The sequence below is a fragment of the Citrobacter europaeus genome (assembly GCA_020099315.1).
In the GTDB taxonomy this organism is placed as follows: domain Bacteria; phylum Pseudomonadota; class Gammaproteobacteria; order Enterobacterales; family Enterobacteriaceae; genus Citrobacter; species Citrobacter europaeus.
In genome coordinates, this window is record CP083650.1 from 3,418,904 (window position 1) to 3,443,084 (window position 24,181).

Consider the following 24,181-nt stretch of genomic DNA (forward strand, 5'->3'; position numbering starts at 1 on the left):
GTTTAGAAAATAGCCTGAATAATTTCCTTCTGTCGAGAGGCAAAGCAAAATATTTTTTATTAACGAAAAAGAGGAACAACAAGAAAAAATAGGGAAATAACCTTTTTCACAGCCCGCTTAAAATTACCATCATTTAACATTTTGTTGTTAACTACATTACTTTGAACGCGGCACTGACAGGACAGGTATTGTAAATACAACAATCATGCAACAATCCCCTTTTAATATTAAGGTTTTTCCTCATTAGACCCAGGTTGCGGGGGTGCTGGTCATCCAGCCTCAGGTTACCTATCATAGAGGTTTAACCCTTGCGCAAGAGTCACCCGTGCACGAAATATTCAATATGCTGCTGGCGGTATTTGACCGGGCAGCGCTGATGCTGTTCTGTCTGTTTTTCCTGATTCGTATCCGCCTGTTTCGCGAACTGTTGCACAAGTCAGCCCACTCCCCAAAAGAGCTGCTCGCCGTTACCGCGATTTTCTCAATGTTTGCCCTGTTCAGTACCTGGTCCGGCGTACCGGTTGAAGGCTCACTGGTTAACGTACGTATTATTGCGGTCATGTCAGGAGGAATTCTGTTCGGTCCGTGGGTCGGCATCATTACGGGCCTCATCGCGGGCACCCATCGCTACCTGATCGACATCGGCGGCGTAACCGCTGTGCCCTGCTTTATCACCAGCATTCTGGCAGGCTGTATTGCCGGGTGGATCAACCGTAAGATCCCCAAAGCGCAGCACTGGCGCGCAGGTATTTTAGGCGGAATGCTGTGCGAATCCCTGACCATGATCCTCGTCGTCGCATGGGCGCCCACCACTGAGCTGGGGCTGGATATTGTCTCGAAAATCGGCATCCCTATGATCCTGGGCAGCGTCTGCATTGGCTTTATCGTCATGTTGGTTCAAAGCGTGGAGGGTGAGAAAGAGGCCAGCGCCGCGAAGCAGGCCAAGCTGGCGCTGGATATCGCCAACAAAACCCTGCCGCTTTTCCGTCAGGTTAACAGCGAGTCGCTCCGCCAGGTGTGCGAAATTATTCGCCATGACATACATGCAGACGCCGTCGCGATTACCAACACCCAGCACGTACTGGCGTACGTTGGCGTGGGTGAACTTAACTACCGCGATAACGATGACTTCGTCAGCCCGACCACCCAGCAGGCGATCAATTACGGAAAAATCATCATTAAAAACAATGATGAAGCGCACCGTACGCCCGAAATACACTCCATGTTGGTGATCCCGCTCTGGGAGAAAGGCGTTGTCACCGGTACGCTAAAAATCTACTACTGCCATGCCCACCAGATAACCTCCTCACTGCAGGAAATGGCGATTGGTCTGTCGCAAATTATCTCGACACAGCTTGAAGTTTCCAGGGCTGAGCAGCTTCGTGAAATGGCAAATAAGGCAGAACTGCGCGCACTGCAAAGTAAAATAAATCCCCATTTCCTGTTTAACGCCCTGAATGCGATTTCATCGTCGGTGCGGCTTAATCCGGACACCGCACGCCAGCTCATTTTTAATTTGTCGCGCTATCTTCGCTATAATATTGAATTAAAAGACGATGAGCAGATAGATATCAAAAAGGAGCTGTATCAAATCAAGGATTACATCGCCATCGAGCAGGCTCGTTTTGGCGACAAGCTGACGGTTATTTATGATATCGACGAAGAGGTAAGCTGTTATATCCCCAGCCTGCTGATTCAGCCGCTGGTAGAGAACGCGATTGTCCATGGGATTCAACCCTGCAAAGGAAAAGGCGTGGTCACTATCAGCGTGGCAGAATGCGGTAACCGGGTAAGGATTGCCGTGCGGGATACGGGCCACGGTATCGATCCAAAAGTCATTGAACGGGTCGAATCCAATGAAATGCCGGGTAACAAAATTGGCCTATTGAATGTGCATCATCGCGTTAAGCTGCTCTACGGCGAGGGCTTACATATCCGCCGTCTGGAGCCAGGCACTGAGATTGCCTTTTACGTGCCTAATCAGCACTCGCCCGCAGCCGCACCGGCCACATTGTTGCTTTAACCAGGAGCGAAGTCGTGAAAGTCATCATTGTTGAAGATGAATTCCTGGCCCAACAGGAACTTAGCTGGCTGATAAAAGAGCACAGCCAGATGGAAATTGTCGGCACATTCGACGACGGCCTGGACGTGCTGAAATATCTCCAGCACAACCGCGTTGACGCCATTTTTCTGGATATCAATATTCCCTCGCTGGATGGCGTGCTGTTGGCGCAAAACATCAGCCAGTTTGCGCACAAGCCTTTTATTGTCTTTATTACCGCGTGGAAAGAGCACGCCGTTGAAGCCTTTGAACTGGAGGCCTTCGACTACATCCTGAAGCCGTATCAGGAATCGCGGATCGTCGGCATGCTGCAAAAGCTGGAAGCCGCCTGGCAACAACAGCAAACGGGAACTTCGCCCATCAGTCCGGTAGCACGCGAAAACGACACGATCAATCTGATCAAAGATGAGCGAATCATCGTGACCCCGATCAACGACATCTACTACGCAGAAGCCCATGAAAAGATGACGTTTGTCTACACCCGACGCGGGTCGTACGTGATGCCGATGAACATCACCGAATTTTGCAGCAAATTGCCGGCTTCGCATTTCTTCCGCTGCCACCGCTCGTTCTGCGTGAATCTGAATAAAATTCGCGAGATCGAACCCTGGTTTAACAACACCTACATTTTGCGCTTAAAAGATCTGGAATTTGAAATCCCGGTTAGTCGGAGTAAAGTGAAAGAGTTCAGACAGTTAATGCACTTATAGCGCAGAGAAAGAGCGATGAAAGAACCAGGCCTACCCGCAGACCAACAGTTTTTCGCCGATCTGTTCAGCGGCCTGGTATTAAACCCGCAGCATCTGGGGCGCGTGTGGTTCGCGACCCAACCCACCACATTACCAACCGGAAGTTTATGTATTGACCTTCCGCGCCTCGATATCGTGCTGCGTGGCGAATACAGCAACCTCCTGGAAAAACAGCAGCACAGCCTGCCAGAAGGCGACATGCTGTTTATCCCGACGAAAGCGGCAAATCTGCCCGGCAGCGACAAGCCCGTGATGCTGTTGAGCCTGGTGTTTTCTCCGGCCTGGCTGGGACTCTCTTTTTACGATAACCGAACCGCATCGCTGTTACGTCCGCTCCGCCGTATTGAGTTACCCCATCCGCAGCGCGGCGAAGGCGAGGCAATGCTGACCGCATTAACCCATTTAAGCCGCACTCCTCAGGCCCAGGATATCATTCAGCCGCTGGTGCTTAGCCTGCTGCATCTGTGTCGTAGCGTGGTGAATAGCCGCCCTGACACAGAGCGTCCTCGTGCTGAATTTCTCTATCATAGTATGTGTAATTGGGTACAAGATAACTATGCCCAACCGCTGACCCGGGAAAGCGTGGCGCAGTTTTTTAATATCACGCCCAATCACCTGTCAAAAGTGTTTGCCCAGCACGGTACCATGGGATTTGTCGAGTATCTGCGGTGGGTCAGAATGGCGAAGGCGCGCATCATCTTACAGAAATACCATCTGTCGATTAGCGAAGTCGCACAGCGGTGTGGATATCAGGACAGCGATTATTTCTGCCGCCTGTTCCGACGTCAGTTTGGCCTGACGCCGGGAGAGTACGGCGCGCGCTTTCAGTCAGCGCGTTAAGTGAGACAACACCAACAGTGTTAGTCATATCCGTTTGCCTCGTTGTAAAATAGCGGCCTTTAGCCCAATCCTACTGGCTTACTCAATAAAGTGAATATGCGATGAAAAACAGACGTGCACTCTCCCTGATGTGTTTTCAGATGCTGGAATCAGGTGCGGATCGTCAAACCGTGAAAAGAGCCCTTACCTCCCGCCGAGTTAAAGGTCGTCAGGCGGTGGTTCTGCTCTGCAAGCAAGAGATGAAACTGTTAAGAGCCGGGAAACTACCGGGGCACAACGCGCCGCATTGATGATTTCGCTTTCCAGTAGCCTTTATCCCGCCTGCAACCACAGCGCCACAGGCAGGATAGCGCTCTTTCAGTGAAGCTTAAAATGTCAGTTCCGCCTCCAGCAGCGCCAGAATGCTCTCGGCATTTTCAGCGGCGAACAACGACTGGCGGAACTGCTTGTTAACGAGCTTACGCGCCAGCTGCGAGAAGACCTTCACGTGGTTAATGCCTTCGTCGGCACCCAGCGTCAGCATGATCACCAGCTCTACCTCGCCCATCTCAGACTGCCAGTCAACGGGCTGTGCAAGCCGGGCAATGCTGATGCTGGAATGGCGGATCCACTGGGATTTCGTGTGTGGGATAGCTACCCCAAAACCAACGGCGGTAGTGACTATCTCTTCGCGCTGCCAGACATCCTCTTCCAGCTCAAACGGATGTTCAGTTCGCCCGTTAACGCCAAGGTTGCCGCACAGAAACTGAATCACCTGCTCTTTGTTGCTCAGAGATTCACCAACAAAGATATTCTCCAGCGCCAGCAGCGGACGTACATCTTTCTGCGGTGCAAACTGGTTGAGCAGATCTTCAATCTCCTGAGCGCTACGGCACTCGCAGGCCTGCAAAGCGAGTTCGCGGCATGCCTGACCGTCCAACTGACAGAGTTGGCTTTTTACCGCCGGAATACGAGGACTGCTCATACTCAGTTCATCGAGCCCTAAACCCAACAGCAACGGTAAATAACGCCCTTCGCCACCCAGTTCGCCGCAAATGCCGACCCATTTTCCGCGCTCGTGCGCCACGCGAACAATTTGCTGCAGCATACGCAGGAACGACGGCGTAATCGGGTTGTACAGCGGCGAAACGCGCGGATTATTACGATCGACGGCATACAGGTACTGGGTCATGTCGTTTGAACCAATACTGAAGAAATCCACCTCATCGCAGAAATGGTCGATGATGTAACACACCGACGGCACTTCAACCATAATCCCCAATGAAATCGTCGGGGCATGGCGTAAACCGTCCGCTTTCAGCGCCGCCAGCGCTTTTTGCAGTTCACTTTTTACCCATAAAATCTGGTCGAGGCTGTGCACCATCGGGATCATCAGTTGTGCGTTACCGAAGGTCGCCGCCCGTAAAATAGCGCGCAGTTGGGTGCGAAACAGTCCGGCAAACTCTGGATAAATCCGCACCGCGCGATAGCCCAGGAACGGATTCTCTTCCTGCGGAATATTGAGATAGCGGATATTCTTATCACCACCAATATCCATGGTACGAAAGATAACCGGCTTATCACCCGCAGCCAATAAGACCTGCTGGTAGGCTTCAAACTGTTCCTGCTCGTCGGGAGCGCTGTCGCGGTCCATAAACAGCATTTCAGTGCGAAACAGCCCAATTCCTTCCGCGCCGTTGGCAAACGCTCCCGGCGCTTCCAGCGCGGTACCGATATTCGCCGCAACGTCAATACGCTGATTATCTTTGGTCAGCGCGGGCTGGGCGGCATCAAGCGCCTGTCGACGCTGGCATTCATTGGCCAGCTTCTGCGCAATCGCGTAATAACCGCGAACCGCTTCGTCTGGGTTGATGGCCAGCACCCCACAGCGGGCATCCAGTACCGCATATTGCCCGGTATAGCGGCTAATGGCCTCCAGCGGCAAGCCACTAAGCACCGGAATCGCGGACGCGCGAGCGAGGATCAGGGTATGCGAGGTGCGCCCCGTTTTTTCCAGGATCATGCCAGACAGATGCTGCAAATCGAGGCTTAAAAACTGGCTGGGCGTCAGATCTTCAGCGACCAGAATCGTCGGTTTTTCCAGTACCAGCGCATTGCGCGGGCGTCTTTCAGGCCAGGTGATGTGCAACAACTGTTCGCTGATATCACGGATGTCGCTGACGCGTTCGCGCAGATAATCGCTACCGGAGGCCGATAGCCTGGCGCATACCTGTTCCATATTGACGATAATCGCCGCCCCCAGCCCCAGATGCTGACCCTGCATTAAACGGCGAATATTCCCGGCAAACTCATCATCCTGAATCAGAGACAGATGCGCGCTGAGAATGGTTTTACTCTCGCCGTCGCGCTCGCGCAACTGTTGATTGAGCTGCTCGGCAAGCGTCGCCAGGCTGTGCTCCAGCCGGGCGTTATCTTCCGCACTCGCCGCTATCGCGCGATAATTTTCCAGATTATCGCTTTGCCAAAGCGTGAGCAAACCGGTCCCCACGCCTCCTGCCAGCACGGTACCGTACAGCAGGTCCGGGTTGAGGCGAATCAGCGAACGCGGCAATGGATGCGCCGCCAGTTCCGCCGGCGTCGGCTGAACGCTGTCGCTGTCAATAAACCGGTGCTGGAGATACTCCTCCAGTGTTCGCCGGGCCTGTTCTTCATCGCGACCGGTAATGGTCAGGCTACAACTGTCGTTAAACAGCGTCCCGGTGCCAATCAGCGCCAGCGAGCTTTTCGCATCCGCCCTCGCGTTCTGGCGATGATTAATAAATATCACCTCACTTTGCCACTGGCTGCACTGCTCTTTCAGCTCCCACGCCGGACGCGCATGCAGGCCATTGGGTAACGGGCAAAGAAATTGAATCGTTAACATAACAACTCCTGATTAGCGCGAAATCAGCACCTGAAATCCGTCAGATGAGCCACGGTTTCGCACGTTAGATGTGAAATAAGAGCTGACAACAACTGCTGTGTCTGGATGATGTCACGACAGTCGGCAATCGATGCCGCGCAGTGTCCATGCCGTGTGGCAGGCCCTATGACAACCGTTGGGACCCCCGTGCCGCTGACGTGCACCGCACCGCCGTCGGTGCCGCCGTTACTGAACATGTCGAGCTGCAGGGTAATACCCGCATCAGCGGCCACGTTTTCAACCCACGTCGTCAGCTTCGGCGGCGCAATCAGTGATTTATCGCTCAACACCAGCATCGGGCCTTTACCGAGCTGTCGGTGGTTGGCCGCACTGTAATCAAAGTTTTTGGCCCAGCAGGCCGTATCCAGCACAAACGCCACATCCGGTGCGACCGCGCGTGCTACGGTTTGTCCTCCGCGCAATCCCACTTCTTCACTGGAACTGGCCACCAGCCAGACCTCGCAAGGGAGAATGGCGTCATGCCATTCACGCAGCAGCGCCACCAGCAAATAACATCCAAGTCGGTCATCAAAGGCTTTTCCCATGACTCGCTGGTGCGGCAAAACCTGAAAGGTTGTGTCAAAGGTGACGCGATCGCCCGGGCGCACACCGGCCTGCAGTACCTCGTCATAGGACCGCGCGCCAATGTCCACCCGCAGCGCACTAACTTCATTACCGCTGCGCTCTCCGTCAAGCAGACCAGGGATCTTGCTCTCTTCGCGGGTGGTGATCCGCACCGGCTGCAATTGCCTGGCCGCCATACGCACATTTCCCACCGGCAATACATCGATCGCCCCTTCGCTGGAAATACTGCGCACAATAAATCCTACTTCATCCATATGCGCGCAGATCATCACCTTCGGACCGGTTGATTCATTGAGCCGGATCAGCACCGATCCCAGTCCATCGAAGCGCACCTCTTTATTGAGACGATCCGCCTCTTCAAGCAGGATCTGACGCACTTCCTGTTCAGAAGAGGCGATCGCGTCCGCCTCGCTCAGCGCCTTCAGTAGCGACAAATCCATTACGCCTCTCCCGTGTGTAACAATGTTTTCGCCATGGTATAGAGCACCTCGCCGCCGTCTGGCGTAACCAGCACCACATCCTCAATACGCACTCCGCCCTGGCCCGGCAGATAAATACCCGGCTCAACGGTGAGCAACATGCCAGCCGCCAGAGGCGTTGTATCTGTGGGGGAAAAACGTGGGTTTTCATGCACCTCAATACCGATAGCGTGTCCGGTATTGTGACCAAACGCATCGCCATAGCCCGCCTGCATAATGACCCGCCTGGCTGCAGTGTCTACCTCATTGCAACGCGCGCCTGGTCGAATTGCCGCCACCGCGGCACGTTGCGCCGCCAGGACAATCTGATACACGGCAAACAGCGCGCTTTCTTCCGCTGGCTGGTTGGCGTCGGGGATGCGAAAGGTTCGCGTCATATCAGAACAATAGCCCTGATACTGTGCGCCAAAATCCAGCGTAATGAACTCACCTGCCTCGACACGCTTGTCGCTGGCTTTACCGTGTGGCAGAGCGCCGCGCCAGCCGCTGGCGACAATGGTGTCAAAAGAGGCTTTATCTGCGCCGAGCGTACGCATATACCACTCCAGTTCGGCGGCAATTTCGCGCTCACTAAGACCGGGTTGAATAAAGCGGCGTATATGTTCTGCGCTCAGGTCAGCTATCCGGCAGGCTTCACGGATGCAGGCTATCTCCTGCGCGGTTTTCACCTGTCGAAGCACGTCCGGCACAGCGCTCACCAGTCGGGCATGCAGTGTGCCCGACCAGACCTGCGCGGTATCCCAGCTTACCTGCTCACCTTCGAATCCCACCGTCTGCAGCTTTTCGAGTGCAATAATGTGATTCACCTGCGAATACAGCGTCTGCGTTCCATCGAGTCGATGGATTTGGTAGCCCTGAGTGCGCGTGGCGACATCGGTGTAGTAACGGCCGTCGACCAGGATATGCGCGCTTTCATGGCTGATAAACACAAACCCTGAACTGCTGGAGATCCCCATATGCGGCTGTTTATTCTGCCGCGATGACAGCAGCATCGCGTCGAGATGTTGCTCCGTCAGCCAGTCGCGCAGCGAGACAAGTAAGCTCATGGTTATAATCCTTTTAATCAGAGGCTTTCAATCAGCAACTTGCCTTTGCGGTACATAAGATGGCGCAGGAACACCACCATCAGCGCCGTAATCACCGCGCCTAACAGGATCCCCGCCATATAGACGCCGAGGTTAGTGACCAACGGCCATGCCCAGATAGCCGATTCCGGGAACCACTGCACCGCCCCCAGCCAGACGGCAGCCGTCGACCCGACAATGGCGCCAACCATATAGGAAGGAATTGCCGTGATGGGGCTTTCCAGCGCAAACGGGATCGCTCCTTCGCTGATACCCATAAACGCGAGGAACATTGCCGTTTTCCCCTGCGGGTAGAGCTGTGCGCTGAACAAGCGTTTGCCGGTTAAGCGACGGTCAATAAGCGTGGCCAGCCCGAGGCCAATCGGGGGAATGACAATAGCAATAGAGCGCGCGGTTACCGGCAAAACGTGATCGGTGGTAAAGCTGAAGGCGACAAATCCTGCGGCTTTATTAATCGGACCGCCGAGGTCAATCGCCGTTGCCGCGGAAATCCCCATCGCGTACATCAGCGTGCCTTTCTCTCCGGCTGCCGTCAGCAGTGTACGAATTCCGCCGTTAATCCAACCGCCAAACGGCGTAATCACGTAATACATCGCCAACATGACGAATATCGCGGAAAGAATGGGCAGTAAAAAAGTGGTTTTGAACGCCAGCAGGAAATCCGGCAACTGGATTTTTTGATTCATCCACTTCACCAGATACCCGGCGACAATCGAGATAATCAGCGCGCCAATAAAGGTTGACGGAACCGGAGCACTGGTTGCCCATTGCAGCGTCGCCGGGTCAAAATTCAGTATCTGTGTCGGCTGAGTAGACATCAGCCCGCCAATGAATCCTGCCGGAAACGCCAGCTTGCCGCCGATAGAGTTGGCGACAAACGCGGCAAACATCGGGATAGCAAAACCAAACAGCACGCCGCCAAAAGATTGCGACAGCCAGGCAAATTTCAGTAATGAGAGATTAAAACCGGTGAATTTTCCGCTGTTCAGCGCATCCATGATGCCGGTGTCAGCAGGAATATCGAGCCAGCTATAGGCGATCAGTTGCGAAAAGGCGAGAATGACCCCGCCCATAATTAACGTCGGCACCATGCGCGAAATACCCGACATCACATGTTGCGGAAGTTCGCCCCAGAAGCTATTGCGGGAGGCCGGTGGATTTTTTATTGCCGCTGCCGCACCAGATGCGCCTGGCACAACGGTTGCACTGCGTTTTTTAATGGCCATAAGTAATTCCCTGTCGATGATTATTGTTGTTCAGCGGCAACCATCTCTTCGATCTCTTTAATGATGCCGGCCGCATTTTTTATCGCGTCCTGTAACGTAATTTCGTAGACGTCACGCGACTCAAAACGCTCGTTATCCTCCGGGGTAACGGCAACAGAGTGGATGATTAACGTTGCCTCTGCGATATCCTGCGCCGTCAGTCGATTTTGAATTCCGTCCGCGCCCTGGGTTTCAATTTTTACTTCATAACCCGCTTCAACTGCGGCTTCTTCCAGCGCCTGAGCCGCCATAAAGGTGTGGGCCAGACCCATTGGGCACGCGCAAACGGCAATCAGTTTTTTGCTCATAATCATTTCCTCTTAATCGTTGACGAGTGAAATTATGGTCCGGGGAAAGTAACGACCGTTATCAGACAAATAATGCTTTTACTGGACAAATGATTCCGTCACTCGGAAATGTGACGAAGGTCGGAAAGGCGGTTAGCAGGCATAAAAAAACCGCGTCAGGAGCGCGGTTTTGTGGGAATGCAGGCCGGATGACCGCTAAATGCCATCCGGCATTGGTCTTACAAAATATGGCCCAGCGTCTGGCGCAGATGGGCACCAGAACCAAGCAGGCCCGGGTTATCATGCACGATCAGATACACAGGAATATCCTGTACATAGGCTTTAAAACGCCCTTTATCTTCAAAACCACCGCGGAAGCCGGAAGCTTTAAAGAATTCGAGGAAGCGCGGTACGATGCCGCCGGCGATGTATACACCGCCAAACGTGCCCAGCGTCAACGCCAGATCGCCGCCAAAACGCCCCATGATGACGCAAAACAGCGACAGCGCCCGACGACAGTCGATACAGGAATCAGCCAGCGCACGGGCGGTGATATCCTTAGGCTGTAGATTTTCCGGCAGACGCCCGTCTGATTTGACGATGGCGCGATACAGGTTCACCAGCCCCGGGCCGGACAGCACGCGCTCTGCAGAAACGTGACCAATTTCCGCGCGCAGAACCTCAAGGATAATCCCCTCTTCTTCGCTGTTAGGCGCAAAATCCACGTGGCCGCCTTCACCTGGGAGGCTTACCCAGCGTTTATCCACGTGCACCAGATGCGCCACACCGAGCCCGGTTCCTGCGCCATACACAGCAATAGGTTTGCCTTCCACAGGTTCCGCGCCGCCAAACTGGATCAAATGCTCTTTTTTCAGCATCGGGATCGCCATCGACACAGCGGTGAAATCATTAATGATTTCCAGATGGCTGAAGCCCAGATTTTTTTTCATCTCAGCAATAGAGAATGCCCAGGTATGGTTAGTCATTGCCACCCAGTCGCCGGTGATCGGGCAGGCAATGGCAATGCAGCCATCTTCAACGCTGACGCTATGCTCATCCAGGTACACGCGCACCACTGCCTCGAGGCTTGGGTAATCCAGCCCGGAATAGGTTTTTGCCTGCGAAATCTCGCCGCTGGCAATGTCGCACAGAGCAAGACGCGCGTTGGTGCCGCCAACATCACCTACTAAAGCATATTTTGTCATTCTTCCACTGCTCCGCTAAAGTCAGAATAAATCTTTGCCACACTGTAAATTCATGGGGGCATAACAACAACGGCCTGAAGGCTGATGCCCGTGGAAAATCGATCCAGATCACATAATTACTTTATCGTTTCAGCACCATTTGCAGCGATGCGGTTACGCAGGCTGTGCAAACTATGTCTATGACTCTGTTTTAAGGAATAGAAAATGCTCCATCCGCGCGCCAGAACGATGCTCTTGCTATCAACTCCAGCGCTAATCATTGGCATAGCGTCGAGCCTGGTGTTGATCGTTGTGATGAAAGTGGCTTCCGTTTTACAGCAATTTTTGTGGGAGCGCCTACCCGTTAGCATTGGTATTGCCCAGGACTCTGCGCTGTGGATTATCGGTATGCTGACGCTCACGGGGATCATGGTCGGGTTAGTTATTCGCTACAGCCAGGGCCACGCGGGACCGGATCCTGCCTGTGAACCGTTAATTGGTATGCCGGTGCCAACATCAGCAATACCGGGCCTGCTGGCCGCGCTCATCCTTGGCCTCGCGGGAGGCGTCAGTCTGGGTCCGGAACACCCGATTATGACCGTGAACATCGCACTGGCTGTGGCACTCGGCAGCCGCATGTTTCCGCGCATTGCGAAGCTGGACTGGACTATCCTTGCCTCTGCCGGCACCATCGGCGCGCTATTTGGCACCCCCGTTGCCGCCGCACTGGTATTTTCGCAAACGCTGAATAGCTCGAACGAAGTGCCCTTGTGGGATCGCCTGTTTGCACCGTTAATGGCCGCCGCCGCGGGTTCACTGACCACCAGCCTGTTTTTTCACCCCCATTTTTCATTACCCATTGCACACTACACGCAGATGCACTTGATCGATATCCTCAGCGGTGCGGTCGTTGCCGCCATCGCCATTGCCGCCGGGATGGTGGCCGTCTGGTGTCTGCCGCGTTTACACCGTTTAATGCATCGATTAAAACACCCGGTTCTGATCCTTGGCGTTGGCGGCTTTATCCTCGGTATTCTGGGCGTTATTGGTGGACCGCTCACCTTGTTTAAAGGGCTGGACGAAATGCAGCAAATGGCGTTCAGCCAGACGCTGGGGACATCGGATTATTTCATGCTCGCCGTGATCAAACTGGCGGCATTGGTGGTTGCAGCTGCGAGCGGTTTTCGCGGCGGGCGAATTTTCCCGGCAGTGTTCGTTGGCGTCGCGCTTGGCCTGATGCTGCACGCCCACGTTGAAGCGGTGCCAGCGGCCATCACGGTCTCCTGCGCGATCCTTGGACTGGTGCTGGTCGTTACCCGTGACGCCTGGCTGAGCCTGTTTATGGCAGCAGTGGTGGTGCCAGACTCCACCCTGCTGCCGCTACTGTGCATCGTCATGCTACCCGCCTGGCTACTGCTGGCGGGCAAACCGATGATGGTCGCCGAGCGTCCGGATAATTAACTATCCTCCGTTACGCGTTTCCAGCGCACGGGTTACCGTGCGCAATAACTCAGGAAGATCGGCTTTCGGTAGCACTACCTCAATTAACGACAATCGTTGCGGACGGGCCAACCGTGCCAGCACTTCTTCCAGCTGTACCGCCTGCTTTACCCGCCAGCATTCGGCCTGACATTCACGACTAAACGCCTGCGGCACCTGCGTCCAGCTCCAGGCGGCGATATCGTTATAACGCTGATTTTCCCCATGTATGGCCCGCTCCACGGTATAGCCATCATTATTGAGCAGCAGAATAACGGGAGACTGGCCGTCCCTGATCATAGAGCCCAGCTCCTGAATGGTGAGCTGCGCCGCGCCATCACCAATAATCAGGATCACCCGGCGTTCGGGGCAGGCAGTTTGCGCACCGAATGCAGCCGGGAGCGCGTAGCCGATAGACCCCCACAGCGGCTGAACCAGCACTTCCGCTCCGCCGGGTAGCGTGAGCGCAGCCGCGCCAAAGGCAGCGGTTCCCTGGTCGACGAGGATAATGTCATTGGGCGCGAGAAACTGCTGCACCGTATGCCAGAAATTTTCCTGCGTCAGAGGCCCCTTCTCAACCTGAATACGTCCTGTTGGCGGGCGTTCTGGCGGTAGTGAAAAAGACATTTCCAGACACAGTTCCCTCAAGGTGGTGACTGCCTGCTCCATTGGGATGTTAAACCATCTGGTTCCAATCCGTGAGGCATGTGGCTGCACCTCAATCGTGCGTTCCTGCGGTAGTTGTTGCGTAAAACCGGCGGTCAGGGTGTCGACAAATTGTGTGCCGACACACATTATCGTGTCGGCATCTTCTATCGCCTGACGCACATAGTCGCTGCTGGCTCCAGCGCTGTAAGTGCCAACAAACGCCGGATGACGCTCATCGAACAGCCCTTTGCCCATCAACAGCGTGGCGTGAGCCATCGGCGTTTCCGCCATCCATCGTTGCAAAACTGGCTGCAGGCCAAAGCGCAACGCAAGAAAGTCTGCCAGGAGCGCTACGCGCGGGCTATCCAGCAATCGCTCGCGGGCATGATAGCGAAACGCTTCTGCCACACTGCTTTCCGGCTCGCTCAGAGGAACAATCAGAATGTCATCCGGCGGCGTAGCGGGCTGTTTTGCCACATCCGCAGGTAACATCAGATAGCCCGGCCTGCGTTCGATAAGCATTGTTCGCAGCACACGGTCAATCTCATAACAGGCGCTTTGTTCATCCAGCACCGCGCTGGCCGTCGTCACCGCCTGCTGCATACGATAAAAATGCAGAAAATCACCGTCCCCAAGGGTGTGATGCATTAACTCCCCACGACGTTGCGCTCCGCGACAGGGCGCGCCAACAATATGCAAAACTGGAACATATTCCGCATAGCTTCCAGCGATACCGTTAATTGCGCTTAACTCCCCAACGCCAAACGTAGTGAGCAGCGCCCCCACCCCGGATACCCGGGCATAGCCATCCGCAGCATAAGCCGCATTCAACTCGTTCGCACACCCGACCCAACGTACGCTGGGATGTTCAATCACATGGTCAAGAAACTGCAAATTATAATCGCCAGGCACACCAAAGAGATGGCCGACGCCACAGCCTGCCAGCCTGTCCAGCAGATAATCAGCAACGGAATACGGGGTTTGCATGACAGCTATCCTTCTGACGGTAACCTCATGTTGAGTATCGAAGAACTGTGATGACTGTCCAGGAAAGTCGCAGTGAAGGGGTGGAAAGCAAGATGTACAGTTTTCACCCGAAAATTTCATTGTTACCCACCTTGTGTAAACGTATACACTCAGAGATACACGTTATCCGACAGGAGGCTACATGGCTTATCAGGCTGATGAAAATCGTTATCAAACAATGGAGTATCGCCGTTGCGGTCAGAGCGGTCTTAAACTGCCGATTATCTCTCTGGGCTTGTGGCACAATTTTGGTGATACCACGCAGGTCGAGAACAGTCGGGCGTTGTTACAGCGCGCGTTCGATTTAGGGATCAGTCATTTTGATTTGGCGAATAACTATGGTCCGCCGCCAGGTTCAGCGGAACGGAATTTTGGTCGCATCCTGCAGGAAGATTTTTTACCGTGGCGGGATGAGCTTATTATCTCCACCAAAGCGGGTTACACCATGTGGGAAGGCCCTTACGGGGACTGGGGCTCACGCAAATACCTGATTGCCAGCCTCGACCAAAGCCTGAAGCGTCTGGGACTGGAGTATGTCGATATCTTCTACCACCATCGCCCCGACCCTGAAACCCCGCTCAGAGAAACCATGCGCGCGTTGGATCATATCGTCCGTCAGGGCAAAGCGCTGTACGTCGGACTGTCTAACTATCCGGCCGATCTTGCAAAGCAAGCGATTGAAATACTAGATGATTTAGGTACGCCCTGCCTCATCCACCAGCCCAAATATTCTATGTTTGAACGTTGGGTCGAAGAGGGATTGCTGTCGCTATTAAAAGAAAAAGGCGTCGGCAGTATCGCCTTTTCACCGCTGGCTGGCGGGCAGTTAACCGACCGCTATCTGAACGGTATTCCTGCGGATTCTCGCGCGGCAAGCACCAGCCGTTTTCTGAACCCAGACCAGTTAACCCCACAAAAACTGGAAAAGGTGCGGGCGCTGAACGCGCTGGCAGAGCGACGCGGACAAAAGCTTTCTCAAATGGCGCTCGCGTGGGTGCTCCGGGATGACAACGTCACGTCGGTGCTGATTGGCGCCAGTAAACCGGCGCAAATTGAAGATGCCGTTGGGATGCTGGCAAACCGTCACTTTACGCCTGCAGAGTGCGCGGAGATTGATGCCATCCTGAGTTGATTGAAATAAAGACACATTTATTAACAAAAAGTGCTCTCACTTGCGATTTAAGAGTTGTGGCGATGAAACGGGGCTTTACTGCCCCGTAATATTACCTTAACAGGCCGGCTACGGCTCGATCGTGAAGGAGAGAAAACATGTTCAGGTCACTGATTCTGGCGGCAGTCTTATTGGCTTTTACACCGCTGGCCGCGAACGCCGGCGAAATCACCCTGCTGCCATCCATAAAATTACAAATTGGCGATCGCGATAATTACGGTAACTACTGGGATGGCGGCCGCTGGCGCGACCGGGATTACTGGCACCATAACTATGAGTGGCGCAAAAATCGCTGGTGGCGTCATGACAACGGCTACCATCGTGGCTGGGACAAACGCAAAGCTTATGAGCGCGGTTATCGTGAAGGCTGGAACGATCGCGATGACCATCGCGGTCGTGGGCGCGGCCACAAGCATCATCATTAATGTAACAAAAAGCCAGTATGTAATCCCCTTCCTACAAGGGAGCAATCCCAGACTTTGTTGGCAGGTTTAAAAAAGGGTCCATGTCTTTACAGGGACCCTTTTGCGTCATTCTTACCCAAAAGCCAGTTTTCGCTCACTCGCAGCAAAGCCGCCCAGATTTTCTCAACTTTCCTCATCATTTCACTAATTCGCAAAATCGGAAAAAAAAATTCCGATTTATGGTGCTTTTTTTGAGCTTTACGCCATAAATATTAACATAAATTTAATACTATAAAAGTTGGGGGGGGGCGCTAATGAAAAAACAAGAACGACATAAAGCCATTCGCGTTAAGCTGGTAACGGATAAAAAAGTTTATGTTAGCGAATTAGCAAAGGAATTATCGGTAACAACTCGAACTATTCGTAATGATCTAAACGAGTTATGCCAAAATACTCTATTCTCATTATTTCATGGTGGCGCACAATTAAAAAACACACCTGATGATGAATCCTTATTTGAACAATCGTTTACAAAAACGATATTGAATGGATTTAAAAGCGACAAAGATATTGCGCCTGCGGCAACCCGTTCTACACAAAACAACTATATTGATGAAAGCATTTACATCCTCGGTTCGTTTAACGTTGATATTGTCTCTGAAACAACAACACTACCCCAGGTAGGGCAAACAATACGCGCATCGGCAACCCATTTTTATGCCGGGGGAAAAGGTACAAATCAGGCCGTCGCTGCGGCAAAAATCAATAACAATGTTCACTTAACGGTAAAGTTAGGTGCCGATGAGTTTTCCAAAAAAGCTAAGCGATATTTAACAAACACTGAAATCTCATCATTTTCTTTTTTTGAAAATGAAATGTCATCAACTGGGATTGCTATCGTATGGGTTTCTGGTGCCACCGGAGACAACATGATCAGCATCGATCTTGGGGCCAATGAAACATTTACCCAAGAGGATATTTTGTTGGATATTGATACCATTCGCAATTGCAAGGTATTTTTAACTCAATTAGAAAACAATTTCCCTATAACCCGTTATGCTGTAATGCAGGCAAAAATTGGAAAATCTCTCGTTGTGTTAAACCCAGCGCCGTATGTTTCAGAAATAAAAGAAATATTACATCTAATAGATATTATTACCCCAAATAAAATTGAAGCTGAAGCACTGTCTGGCATCACCATTGTCGATATTTATTCGGCAAAAAATGCTGCCAAAAACATTCATGTTCAAGGCGCAAAATGCGTCATTATCACGTTAGGTAGCGAAGGTTGTCTGATCTTTGATGGCAAAGTTTTTACCCATATACCTGCCTATAAATCAGCTGTCGTCGATACCAGTGGAGCAGGTGATGCCTTTACCGGAGCACTGGCTGCATGTATTGCAAATGGCAAAGGACTCATCCATGCAGCGCAGTATGCTTCTGCGTTTGCCTCGTTGAAAGTTGAACGTAAAGGTGCATCAAACATGCCCAGTAACTCGCTCGTTTATCACCGAATGCAGTAACTATTTAGAGCATCATACCCCCCTACACCTATAGGATAATTAGATGAAAAATAAATTGTTTTATCATGTTATCGGTGCAACTGTCGGATTAACGCTTTCCGCCGCCTTCGCCGCGCCTGCTTTTGCCGCTGATACCCAGACGCATAAACCTAAAGTCGCGCTGGTCATGAAATCGCTAGCAAACGAGTTTTTCCTGACAATGGAGACAGGAGCAAAGGATTATCAGAAAAAAAATGCAGACAAATTTGACTTGATTTCTAACGGAATCAAGAACGAAACGGATACGGCAAATCAAATCCAGATTGTAGAGCAAATGATCGTCTCTAAAGCCGATGCTATCATTATTGCACCATCAGATTCAAAAGCACTCCTGCCGGTAATTAAGAAAGCGATTGATGCAGGAATAATTGTTATTAACATTGATAATAAATTTGATGATGGCGTACTCAAAGATAAAAAATTAAACATTCCTTTTGTTGGTCCAGATAACCAAAAAGGTGCTAAAGATATTGGTGATTATTTAGCGAAACACCTCAAACCGGGCGACCAGGTTGGTATTATCGAAGGTATTCCAACCTCCAGCAATTCTCAGCAACGAACTCTGGGTTTCCAGAATGCAATGGCGCAGGGTGGAATGAAGGTGGTCTCCGTTCAATCCGGTCAATGGGAAATTAACAACGCTAATGCGGTAGCCGCTGCAATGTTAAGCGAATATCCCGATATCAAAGCGTTGCTAGCAGATAACGATAATATGGCATTAGGCGCCGTTTCTGCGATTCGTTCAGCCGGAAAAAAAGGACAGGTTATGGTGGTTGGCTATGACAATATCGAAGCGATTAAACCTATGCTGAATGATGGCCGCGTCTTAGCAACAGCCGATCAATTTGCGTCCCAGCAGGCGGTATTCGGCATTGATGCCGCACTCGACGCGCTAAAAAATGGCAAAAAGCAGAGTGAGTTATCCAGCAACGTTGAAACGCCAATAAAACTTATTGTTAAACAATAAGCTAATAACAGTACGCCGCTGTGATATTGCAACGACTCAGGTTTCACAGCGGCTTACCGGATAGGGTCAGAATATGAAAAGTGGACAAGAGATCCTCGCAATACAGGGAATAGGTAAAACCTATAGTGAACCTGTCCTGGTGGATGTAACGCTAGCATTATATCCAGGAAAAGTATTAGCGTTGACGGGGGAAAACGGTGCTGGAAAAAGTACCTTATCCAAAATCATTGGGGGACTCACCAGCCCAACCGCCGGACAGATGATTTATCAGGGGCAACCTTACGCACCAACAAGCAGGAAAGATGCGGAAAAATTGGGTATTCGCATGGTTATGCAGGAACTCAATTTACTGCCTACGCTGTCGGTGGCAGAGAATCTGTTTCTCGAACAACTCCCTCACCGATTTGGCTGGATTGATCGTAAAAAGTTAGAGCAAATGGCTCACCCCGTCATGGCAATGGTCGGACTACAATCAATCGACCCGAATACTCTGGTGGGTGAATTAGGCATCGGCCATCAACAAATGATTGAAATTGCGAGGAACTTAATTGGTGAAAGCCGGGTGCTTATTCTGGATGAACCAACAGCCATGCTCAGTAGCCGCGAAGTTGAATTATTGTTTAAACAGATAGCGCTATTCAAAGCCCGCGGGGTTTCAATAATTTACATCTCTCACCGGCTGGATGAGCTAGCCATAATTGCAGATGATATTGCTGTTCTGCGAGATGGTCATTTAGTTTGCGTAGACGAGATCAAGCATTTTACCAGCGATCAGATTGTTTCCCTGATGGTCGGACGTGATTTGGAAAGTTCATTTGATTTAAGTGGACGTCGGGCTGGCCGCCCCATAATGAAGGTGGAAAATTTCAAGCGTGGGAAAATCATTCGGGATACTTCGTTTACGTTGCACAGTGGTGAAGTGTTAGGTATTAGCGGTCTGGTTGGCTCTGGTCGAACCGAACTTCTGCGCGCTATTTTTGGCGCAGATAAAATTGACAGCGGTACATTACAGACTGGCGATCCATTAAAACCTATAGCGATTCGCTCTCCTGCAGACGCCATACGGCACGGTATTGCGTTAGTCACAGAAGACCGTAAAGGTGAAGGTCTTTTATTACCTCAATCGGTTGCAGCCAATATTTCGCTGGGCAACAGCGACAAAATAAGTCAACTGTCGGTTGTTAACTCTTTAAGCGAAACGACGTTAGCGAACAAACACATTAAAAGTTTAGGTGTCCGTACGACCAACACTTTACAGGCGGTGGAGAGTTTATCGGGTGGCAACCAGCAAAAAGTGCTGATTAGCCGTTGGCTGGAACGAGATTGCGACGTTGTATTATTTGATGAACCCACTCGCGGTATCGATGTCGGCGCAAAACAAGATATTTACCAATTAATGAATACGCTGACGGCAAAGGGGAAAGGCGTGGTTGTCGTTTCCAGTGACCTTCGCGAACTGATGCTCGTTTGCGATCGTATTGCGGTAATTTCCGATGGAAAGTTAGTGAACACATTTTCGCGGGATGACTGGAGCCAGGATCGAATTTTAGCAGCAGCATTTTCTGCATATCAGCACGTAGAAAAGACTTCCACCGAATAGCCGGGGATAAAAAATGAAGAATAACTTAGCGACAAAACAAACGGCAGCAGAGAAGGGAAACGCCCAGACGTCATGGACAGGGTTAAGTAGCTACATCGGGCTACTCGGAGCATTATTAGCGATGATCGTGCTCTTTTCATGCCTCAGTACGCATTTCCTGAGCATGAATACTTTTAGTACTATTGCGAATCAAATCCCTGACTTAATCGTTATGTCGGTGGGGATGACATTTATATTAATTATTGCCGGTATCGACCTTTCCGTGGGGTCGCTACTGGCTCTTGCCGCCGCAGTAGTAAGCGTTACTTATTTAAATTTCCAGTGGTCGCCATGGCTAGCTGCCCTCTCTGGTATAGCGCTCGCAACACTGGTAGGGGCGTTAACAGGCTTGATTACTGTAGCCTGGCGTATTCCGGCATTTATCGTCTCTCTCGGGGTGCTGGAAATGGCTCGTGGAGCAGCATACCAGTTGACTGATTCGCGAACGGCTTATATCGGTTCGATTTATGACTACCTGGCCGACCCCATTTTCTTCGGCGTCTCCCCGTCTTTTATTATTGCTATCGTAGTCATTATTGTCGGGCATCTGGTATTAACCCGAACCGTATTTGGCCGCCATTTAATTGGTATTGGTACCAATGAAGAAGCAGTTCGATTATCAGGCATTAATCCCGGACCTTATAAGATCGCTGTATTTGCGCTTATGGGGGGATTATCCGGTCTGGCTTCACTGTTTCAGGTGGCACGTCTTGAGGCCGCTGACCCGAATAGTGGTGTTGGCATGGAGCTACAGGTTATTGCTGCTGTCGTGATTGGTGGCACAAGCTTGATGGGAGGACGAGGTTCAATTATCTGCACTTTTCTTGGCGCTTTAATTATTTCCGTTCTGGCTGCAGGGCTGGCGCAAGTTGGGGCAAGCGAGCCCACAAAACGCTTTATCACAGGAGCGGTTATTATCGTTGCAGTAGTACTGGATACCTACCGTAGCCACCTGAATAAAAAATAAATGCCATGGTTACCCGGTACATCCGGGTAACCATAAGCAAAAGCAAACCCTACTACAAACCGAGCGCGGTTCCCACCAGTAGCCAGATATTGAGTGCCACCACCAACACAACAATCACCCAGCCCAGTTGTTTTACCCAGCGGGTATTTACCAAATCGCCCATCAGTTGACTGTTGCTGGTGAAGATCAGCAGCGGCACCAGTGCCAGCGCAATACCGAAACTAAGCAATACCTGGCTCATCACCAGAATGCGGGTCGGATCCAATCCCATCAAAATCACAATAAATGATGGCATCATGGTAACGGTGCGGCGTACCCATAGCGGAATGTGAAAGCGGATAAATCCTTGCATCACCACCTGCCCCGCCAGCGTACCGACCACGGTAGAAGAGAGCCCCGCAGCCACCAGGCTTAAACCAAACACCGTCGCCGCAGCGTGACTCAACAGCGGTTCAAGGGTCAGATACGCCTGATCGAGATCGGCAATACCGGTGTGCCCGCTAAAATGAAATGCCGCGGCAGCCGTCGCCATCATCGCCAGATTGACAAATCCGGCAATCGTCATGGCGATAGCCACATCCCATTTCGTGGCCGCATAGCGCTGTTGACGCGTTCCGCCGTGCAGATGTTGGGTTAAGGAAGAGTGCAGATAAATGACGTGCGGCATGATAGTCGCGCCGAGCACCCCGGCTGCCAGGAACACCGCCTCGGAATTAGGCAGGCTTGGGATCACCATTCCCTTACTAAGCTGCGCGAAGTTCGGTTGCGAAAAAACCAGCTCCACAATGTAAGCCGCAGCCACAAACAGCAGCAGGCCGCCGATGACTTTTTCCAGCGGCTTTTGCCCGCGACGCTGCAGCATCAGAATTAAGAACGTCGCAATCCCGGTGAGCACGGCCCCTTGTAATAAGGAAACGCCGAGGATCAGCTTGAAGCCAATCGCGGCGCCTATAAATTCAGCAAGGTCCGTCGCCATGGCGATAATTTCGGCTTGCACCCAGTAGAACCACACCACCGGGCGAGGATAATGATCGCGAATTTGCTCCGCCAGGTTTTTACCCGTGGCAATACCCAGTTTCGCCGACAGCACCTGGATCAGCATCGCCATCAGGTTTGCCCAGACCACTACCCACAGCAGTTTGTAGCCAAAGCTGGCCCCCGCCTGGATATTGGTGGCAAAGTTACCCGGATCGATATAGCCGATCGCCGCGATGAACGCAGGTCCCATTAATGCGAGCTTCAACTTGCGCGCTGCCCGTCCACTGCTACTCTCAACGCGATCGTTAGTCATTTTAGTGCCTCAGAAACATAGCCTTTGCTATGTTTCAAGCTACGCCTGTTGAGAATGATTATCAAATTCATTTTGATGGGTGAAGTTGATTCCTCTGATAGCGTTTGTCTATGGATCGATAAGGATTCTGGAAATACCGGTGAGATGTTTAATTATTGTTATGAGATTAGCACAATGACATAACTTTTCACTTCCATACTAAACATAACAGAAGTGTATCACCGATCACTAATTTTGAATCTCGTCACAGGTCCTTATTATAGTGTGTGTTTGATCTCGTTTTCTTTATGGTTGTTACATAGAATGTGCACGAAAACTAAACCTGCCTCATATTTGGAGCAAATATGGACCGTGTTCTTCATTTTGTCCTGGCCCTTGCCGTGGTTGCGGTACTCGCACTGCTGGTAAGCAGTGACCGTAAAAAAATCCGCATTCGTTATGTTATTCAGTTGCTTGTTATTGAAGTGTTACTGGCATGGTTCTTCCTGAACTCTGATGTTGGTCTGGGCTTCGTGAGAGGCTTCTCCGAGATGTTTGAGAAACTTCTCGGATTCGCTAATGAAGGAACAAACTTTGTCTTCGGCAGCATGAACGATAAAGGCCTGGCATTCTTCTTCCTGAAAGTGCTTTGCCCGATCGTCTTCATTTCCGCGCTGATCGGTATTTTGCAGCATATCCGTGTTCTGCCGGTTGTCATCCGCGCAATTGGTTTCCTGTTATCCAAAGTGAACGGTATGGGCAAGCTGGAATCCTTCAACGCCGTCAGCTCGCTGATCCTGGGTCAGTCCGAGAACTTTATCGCCTATAAAGATATTCTCGGCAAAATGTCTCGCAACCGTATGTACACCATGGCTGCAACGGCGATGTCGACCGTTTCCATGTCTATCGTCGGCGCGTACATGACCATGCTGGAGCCGAAGTACGTTGTTGCGGCGCTGGTTCTGAACATGTTCAGCACCTTTATCGTACTGTCGCTTATCAACCCGTACACCGTTGATGCCAGCGAAGAAAATATCCAGATGTCTAACCTGCACGAAGGCCAGAGCTTCTTCGAAATGCTGGGTGAATACATCCTGGCGGGTTTCAAAGTGGCAATTATCGTTGCGGCGATGCTGATTGGTTTCATCGCGCTGATCGCTGCCCTGAACGCCCTGTTCGCGACCGTGACCGGTTGGTTTGGCTACAGCATCTCCTTCCAGGGCATCCTGGGTTACATCTTCTACCCGGTTGCATGGGTAATGGGTGTGCCGTCCAGCGAAGCGCTGCAGGTGGGCAGTATCATGGCAACTAAGCTGGTTTCCAACGAATTCGTTGCGATGATGGACCTGCAGAAAATCGCCTCCACGCTCTCTCCGCGCGCAGAAGGCATCATCTCTGTATTCCTGGTCTCCTTCGCTAACTTCTCTTCTATCGGTATTATCGCCGGTGCGATTAAAGGCCTGAATGAAGAGCAAGGTAACGTGGTTTCCCGCTTTGGTCTGAAGCTGGTGTATGGCTCTACGCTGGTGAGCGTACTGTCTGCATCTATCGCAGCACTGGTGCTGTAAGCGTAAGACAACGTCGTAGTGAAAAGGCCGGGGATTCCCCGG

General features: G+C 51.7%; 19 protein-coding genes. 11 read left to right on the forward strand and 8 right to left on the reverse strand.

Annotation, left to right across the window (positions count from 1 at the left end):
* Positions 1-325: 325 nt before the first annotated feature.
* Genes LA337_16180 through LA337_16190 form a run of 3 tightly spaced genes read left to right on the forward strand, consistent with a single transcriptional unit; the run spans position 326 to position 3,651 of the window.
* Positions 326-2,023: a sensor histidine kinase gene (locus LA337_16180; protein UBI14711.1), complete on the forward strand. Its 1,698-nt coding sequence runs from the start codon at positions 326-328 to the stop codon at positions 2,021-2,023.
* A gap of 14 nt (positions 2,024-2,037) precedes the next feature.
* On the forward strand, positions 2,038-2,772 hold the full coding sequence (gene ypdB, locus LA337_16185) for a two-component system response regulator YpdB (GenBank protein ID UBI14712.1): 735 nt from the start codon (positions 2,038-2,040) through the stop codon (positions 2,770-2,772).
* Between the two features lie 15 nt (positions 2,773-2,787).
* A complete protein-coding gene (locus LA337_16190; protein UBI14713.1) occupies positions 2,788-3,651 on the forward strand; it encodes a helix-turn-helix transcriptional regulator in 864 nt (287 codons plus the stop codon).
* Positions 3,652-4,018: 367 nt separating this feature from the next.
* Here the strand turns inward: LA337_16190 and ptsP are convergent, their stop codons facing one another.
* The 6 genes from ptsP to glk form a co-directional block, all read right to left on the reverse strand.
* The gene (gene ptsP, locus LA337_16195; GenBank protein UBI14714.1) at positions 4,019-6,514 is read right to left on the reverse strand and encodes a phosphoenolpyruvate--protein phosphotransferase; all 2,496 of its coding nucleotides are present in this window, start codon (positions 6,512-6,514) and stop codon (positions 4,019-4,021) included.
* Positions 6,515-6,537: 23 nt separating this feature from the next.
* The gene (ypdE, locus tag LA337_16200) at positions 6,538-7,578 is read right to left on the reverse strand and encodes an aminopeptidase (protein UBI14715.1); all 1,041 of its coding nucleotides are present in this window, start codon (positions 7,576-7,578) and stop codon (positions 6,538-6,540) included.
* A complete protein-coding gene (gene ypdF, locus LA337_16205) occupies positions 7,578-8,663 on the reverse strand; it encodes an aminopeptidase (GenBank protein ID UBI14716.1) in 1,086 nt (361 codons plus the stop codon). Before ypdF ends, ypdE begins: the two co-directional genes overlap by 1 nt.
* 17 nt (positions 8,664-8,680) lie before the next feature.
* Positions 8,681-9,928 (reverse strand): PTS fructose transporter subunit IIC, encoded by a 1,248-nt coding sequence (locus LA337_16210; protein ID UBI14717.1) that lies wholly within the window; start codon positions 9,926-9,928, stop codon positions 8,681-8,683.
* 20 nt (positions 9,929-9,948) lie between these two features.
* The gene (locus tag LA337_16215; GenBank protein ID UBI14718.1) at positions 9,949-10,275 is read right to left on the reverse strand and encodes a fructose-like phosphotransferase enzyme IIB component 1; all 327 of its coding nucleotides are present in this window, start codon (positions 10,273-10,275) and stop codon (positions 9,949-9,951) included.
* A 218-nt stretch (positions 10,276-10,493) separates the two neighbouring features.
* Positions 10,494-11,459 carry a glucokinase gene (gene glk, locus LA337_16220; protein UBI14719.1) on the reverse strand — a complete coding sequence of 322 codons (966 nt, stop codon included), beginning with the start codon at positions 11,457-11,459 and terminating at the stop codon, positions 10,494-10,496.
* A gap of 204 nt (positions 11,460-11,663) precedes the next feature.
* On the opposite strand from glk, the gene LA337_16225 reads away from it, so the two are divergent.
* Positions 11,664-12,899 carry an ion channel protein gene (locus LA337_16225; GenBank protein ID UBI14720.1) on the forward strand — a complete coding sequence of 412 codons (1,236 nt, stop codon included), beginning with the start codon at positions 11,664-11,666 and terminating at the stop codon, positions 12,897-12,899.
* On the opposite strand, the gene LA337_16230 is transcribed toward LA337_16225, so the two are convergent.
* Positions 12,900-14,552: an indolepyruvate decarboxylase gene (locus LA337_16230; protein ID UBI14721.1), complete on the reverse strand. Its 1,653-nt coding sequence runs from the start codon at positions 14,550-14,552 to the stop codon at positions 12,900-12,902. It lies immediately after the preceding gene.
* 181 nt (positions 14,553-14,733) lie between these two features.
* On the opposite strand from LA337_16230, the gene mgrA reads away from it, so the two are divergent.
* From mgrA to LA337_16260, 6 genes are all read left to right on the forward strand, one after another.
* Positions 14,734-15,723: an L-glyceraldehyde 3-phosphate reductase gene (gene mgrA, locus LA337_16235; GenBank protein UBI14722.1), complete on the forward strand. Its 990-nt coding sequence runs from the start codon at positions 14,734-14,736 to the stop codon at positions 15,721-15,723.
* Between the two features lie 137 nt (positions 15,724-15,860).
* Complete coding sequence (locus LA337_16240) at positions 15,861-16,187, forward strand: DUF2502 domain-containing protein (protein UBI14723.1); 327 nt, start codon at positions 15,861-15,863, stop codon at positions 16,185-16,187.
* Between the two features lie 293 nt (positions 16,188-16,480).
* Positions 16,481-17,689, forward strand: coding sequence for a PfkB family carbohydrate kinase (locus LA337_16245; protein ID UBI14724.1), 1,209 nt, complete (start codon positions 16,481-16,483; stop codon positions 17,687-17,689).
* A gap of 43 nt (positions 17,690-17,732) precedes the next feature.
* Positions 17,733-18,695, forward strand: coding sequence for a sugar ABC transporter substrate-binding protein (locus LA337_16250; GenBank protein ID UBI14725.1), 963 nt, complete (start codon positions 17,733-17,735; stop codon positions 18,693-18,695).
* Positions 18,696-18,768: 73 nt separating this feature from the next.
* A complete protein-coding gene (locus LA337_16255; GenBank protein UBI14726.1) occupies positions 18,769-20,295 on the forward strand; it encodes a sugar ABC transporter ATP-binding protein in 1,527 nt (508 codons plus the stop codon).
* 13 nt (positions 20,296-20,308) lie between these two features.
* The gene (locus tag LA337_16260) at positions 20,309-21,301 is read left to right on the forward strand and encodes an ABC transporter permease (GenBank protein UBI14727.1); all 993 of its coding nucleotides are present in this window, start codon (positions 20,309-20,311) and stop codon (positions 21,299-21,301) included.
* 52 nt (positions 21,302-21,353) lie between these two features.
* Here the strand turns inward: LA337_16260 and LA337_16265 are convergent, their stop codons facing one another.
* Positions 21,354-22,592, reverse strand: a complete 1,239-nt coding sequence (locus tag LA337_16265) for an Nramp family divalent metal transporter (GenBank protein UBI14728.1) — start codon at positions 22,590-22,592, stop codon at positions 21,354-21,356.
* Positions 22,593-22,936: 344 nt separating this feature from the next.
* On the opposite strand from LA337_16265, the gene nupC reads away from it, so the two are divergent.
* Entirely contained in the window at positions 22,937-24,139 is a 1,203-nt protein-coding gene (nupC, locus tag LA337_16270; protein ID UBI14729.1) for a nucleoside permease NupC, read from the forward strand.
* Positions 24,140-24,181: the final 42 nt, after the last annotated feature.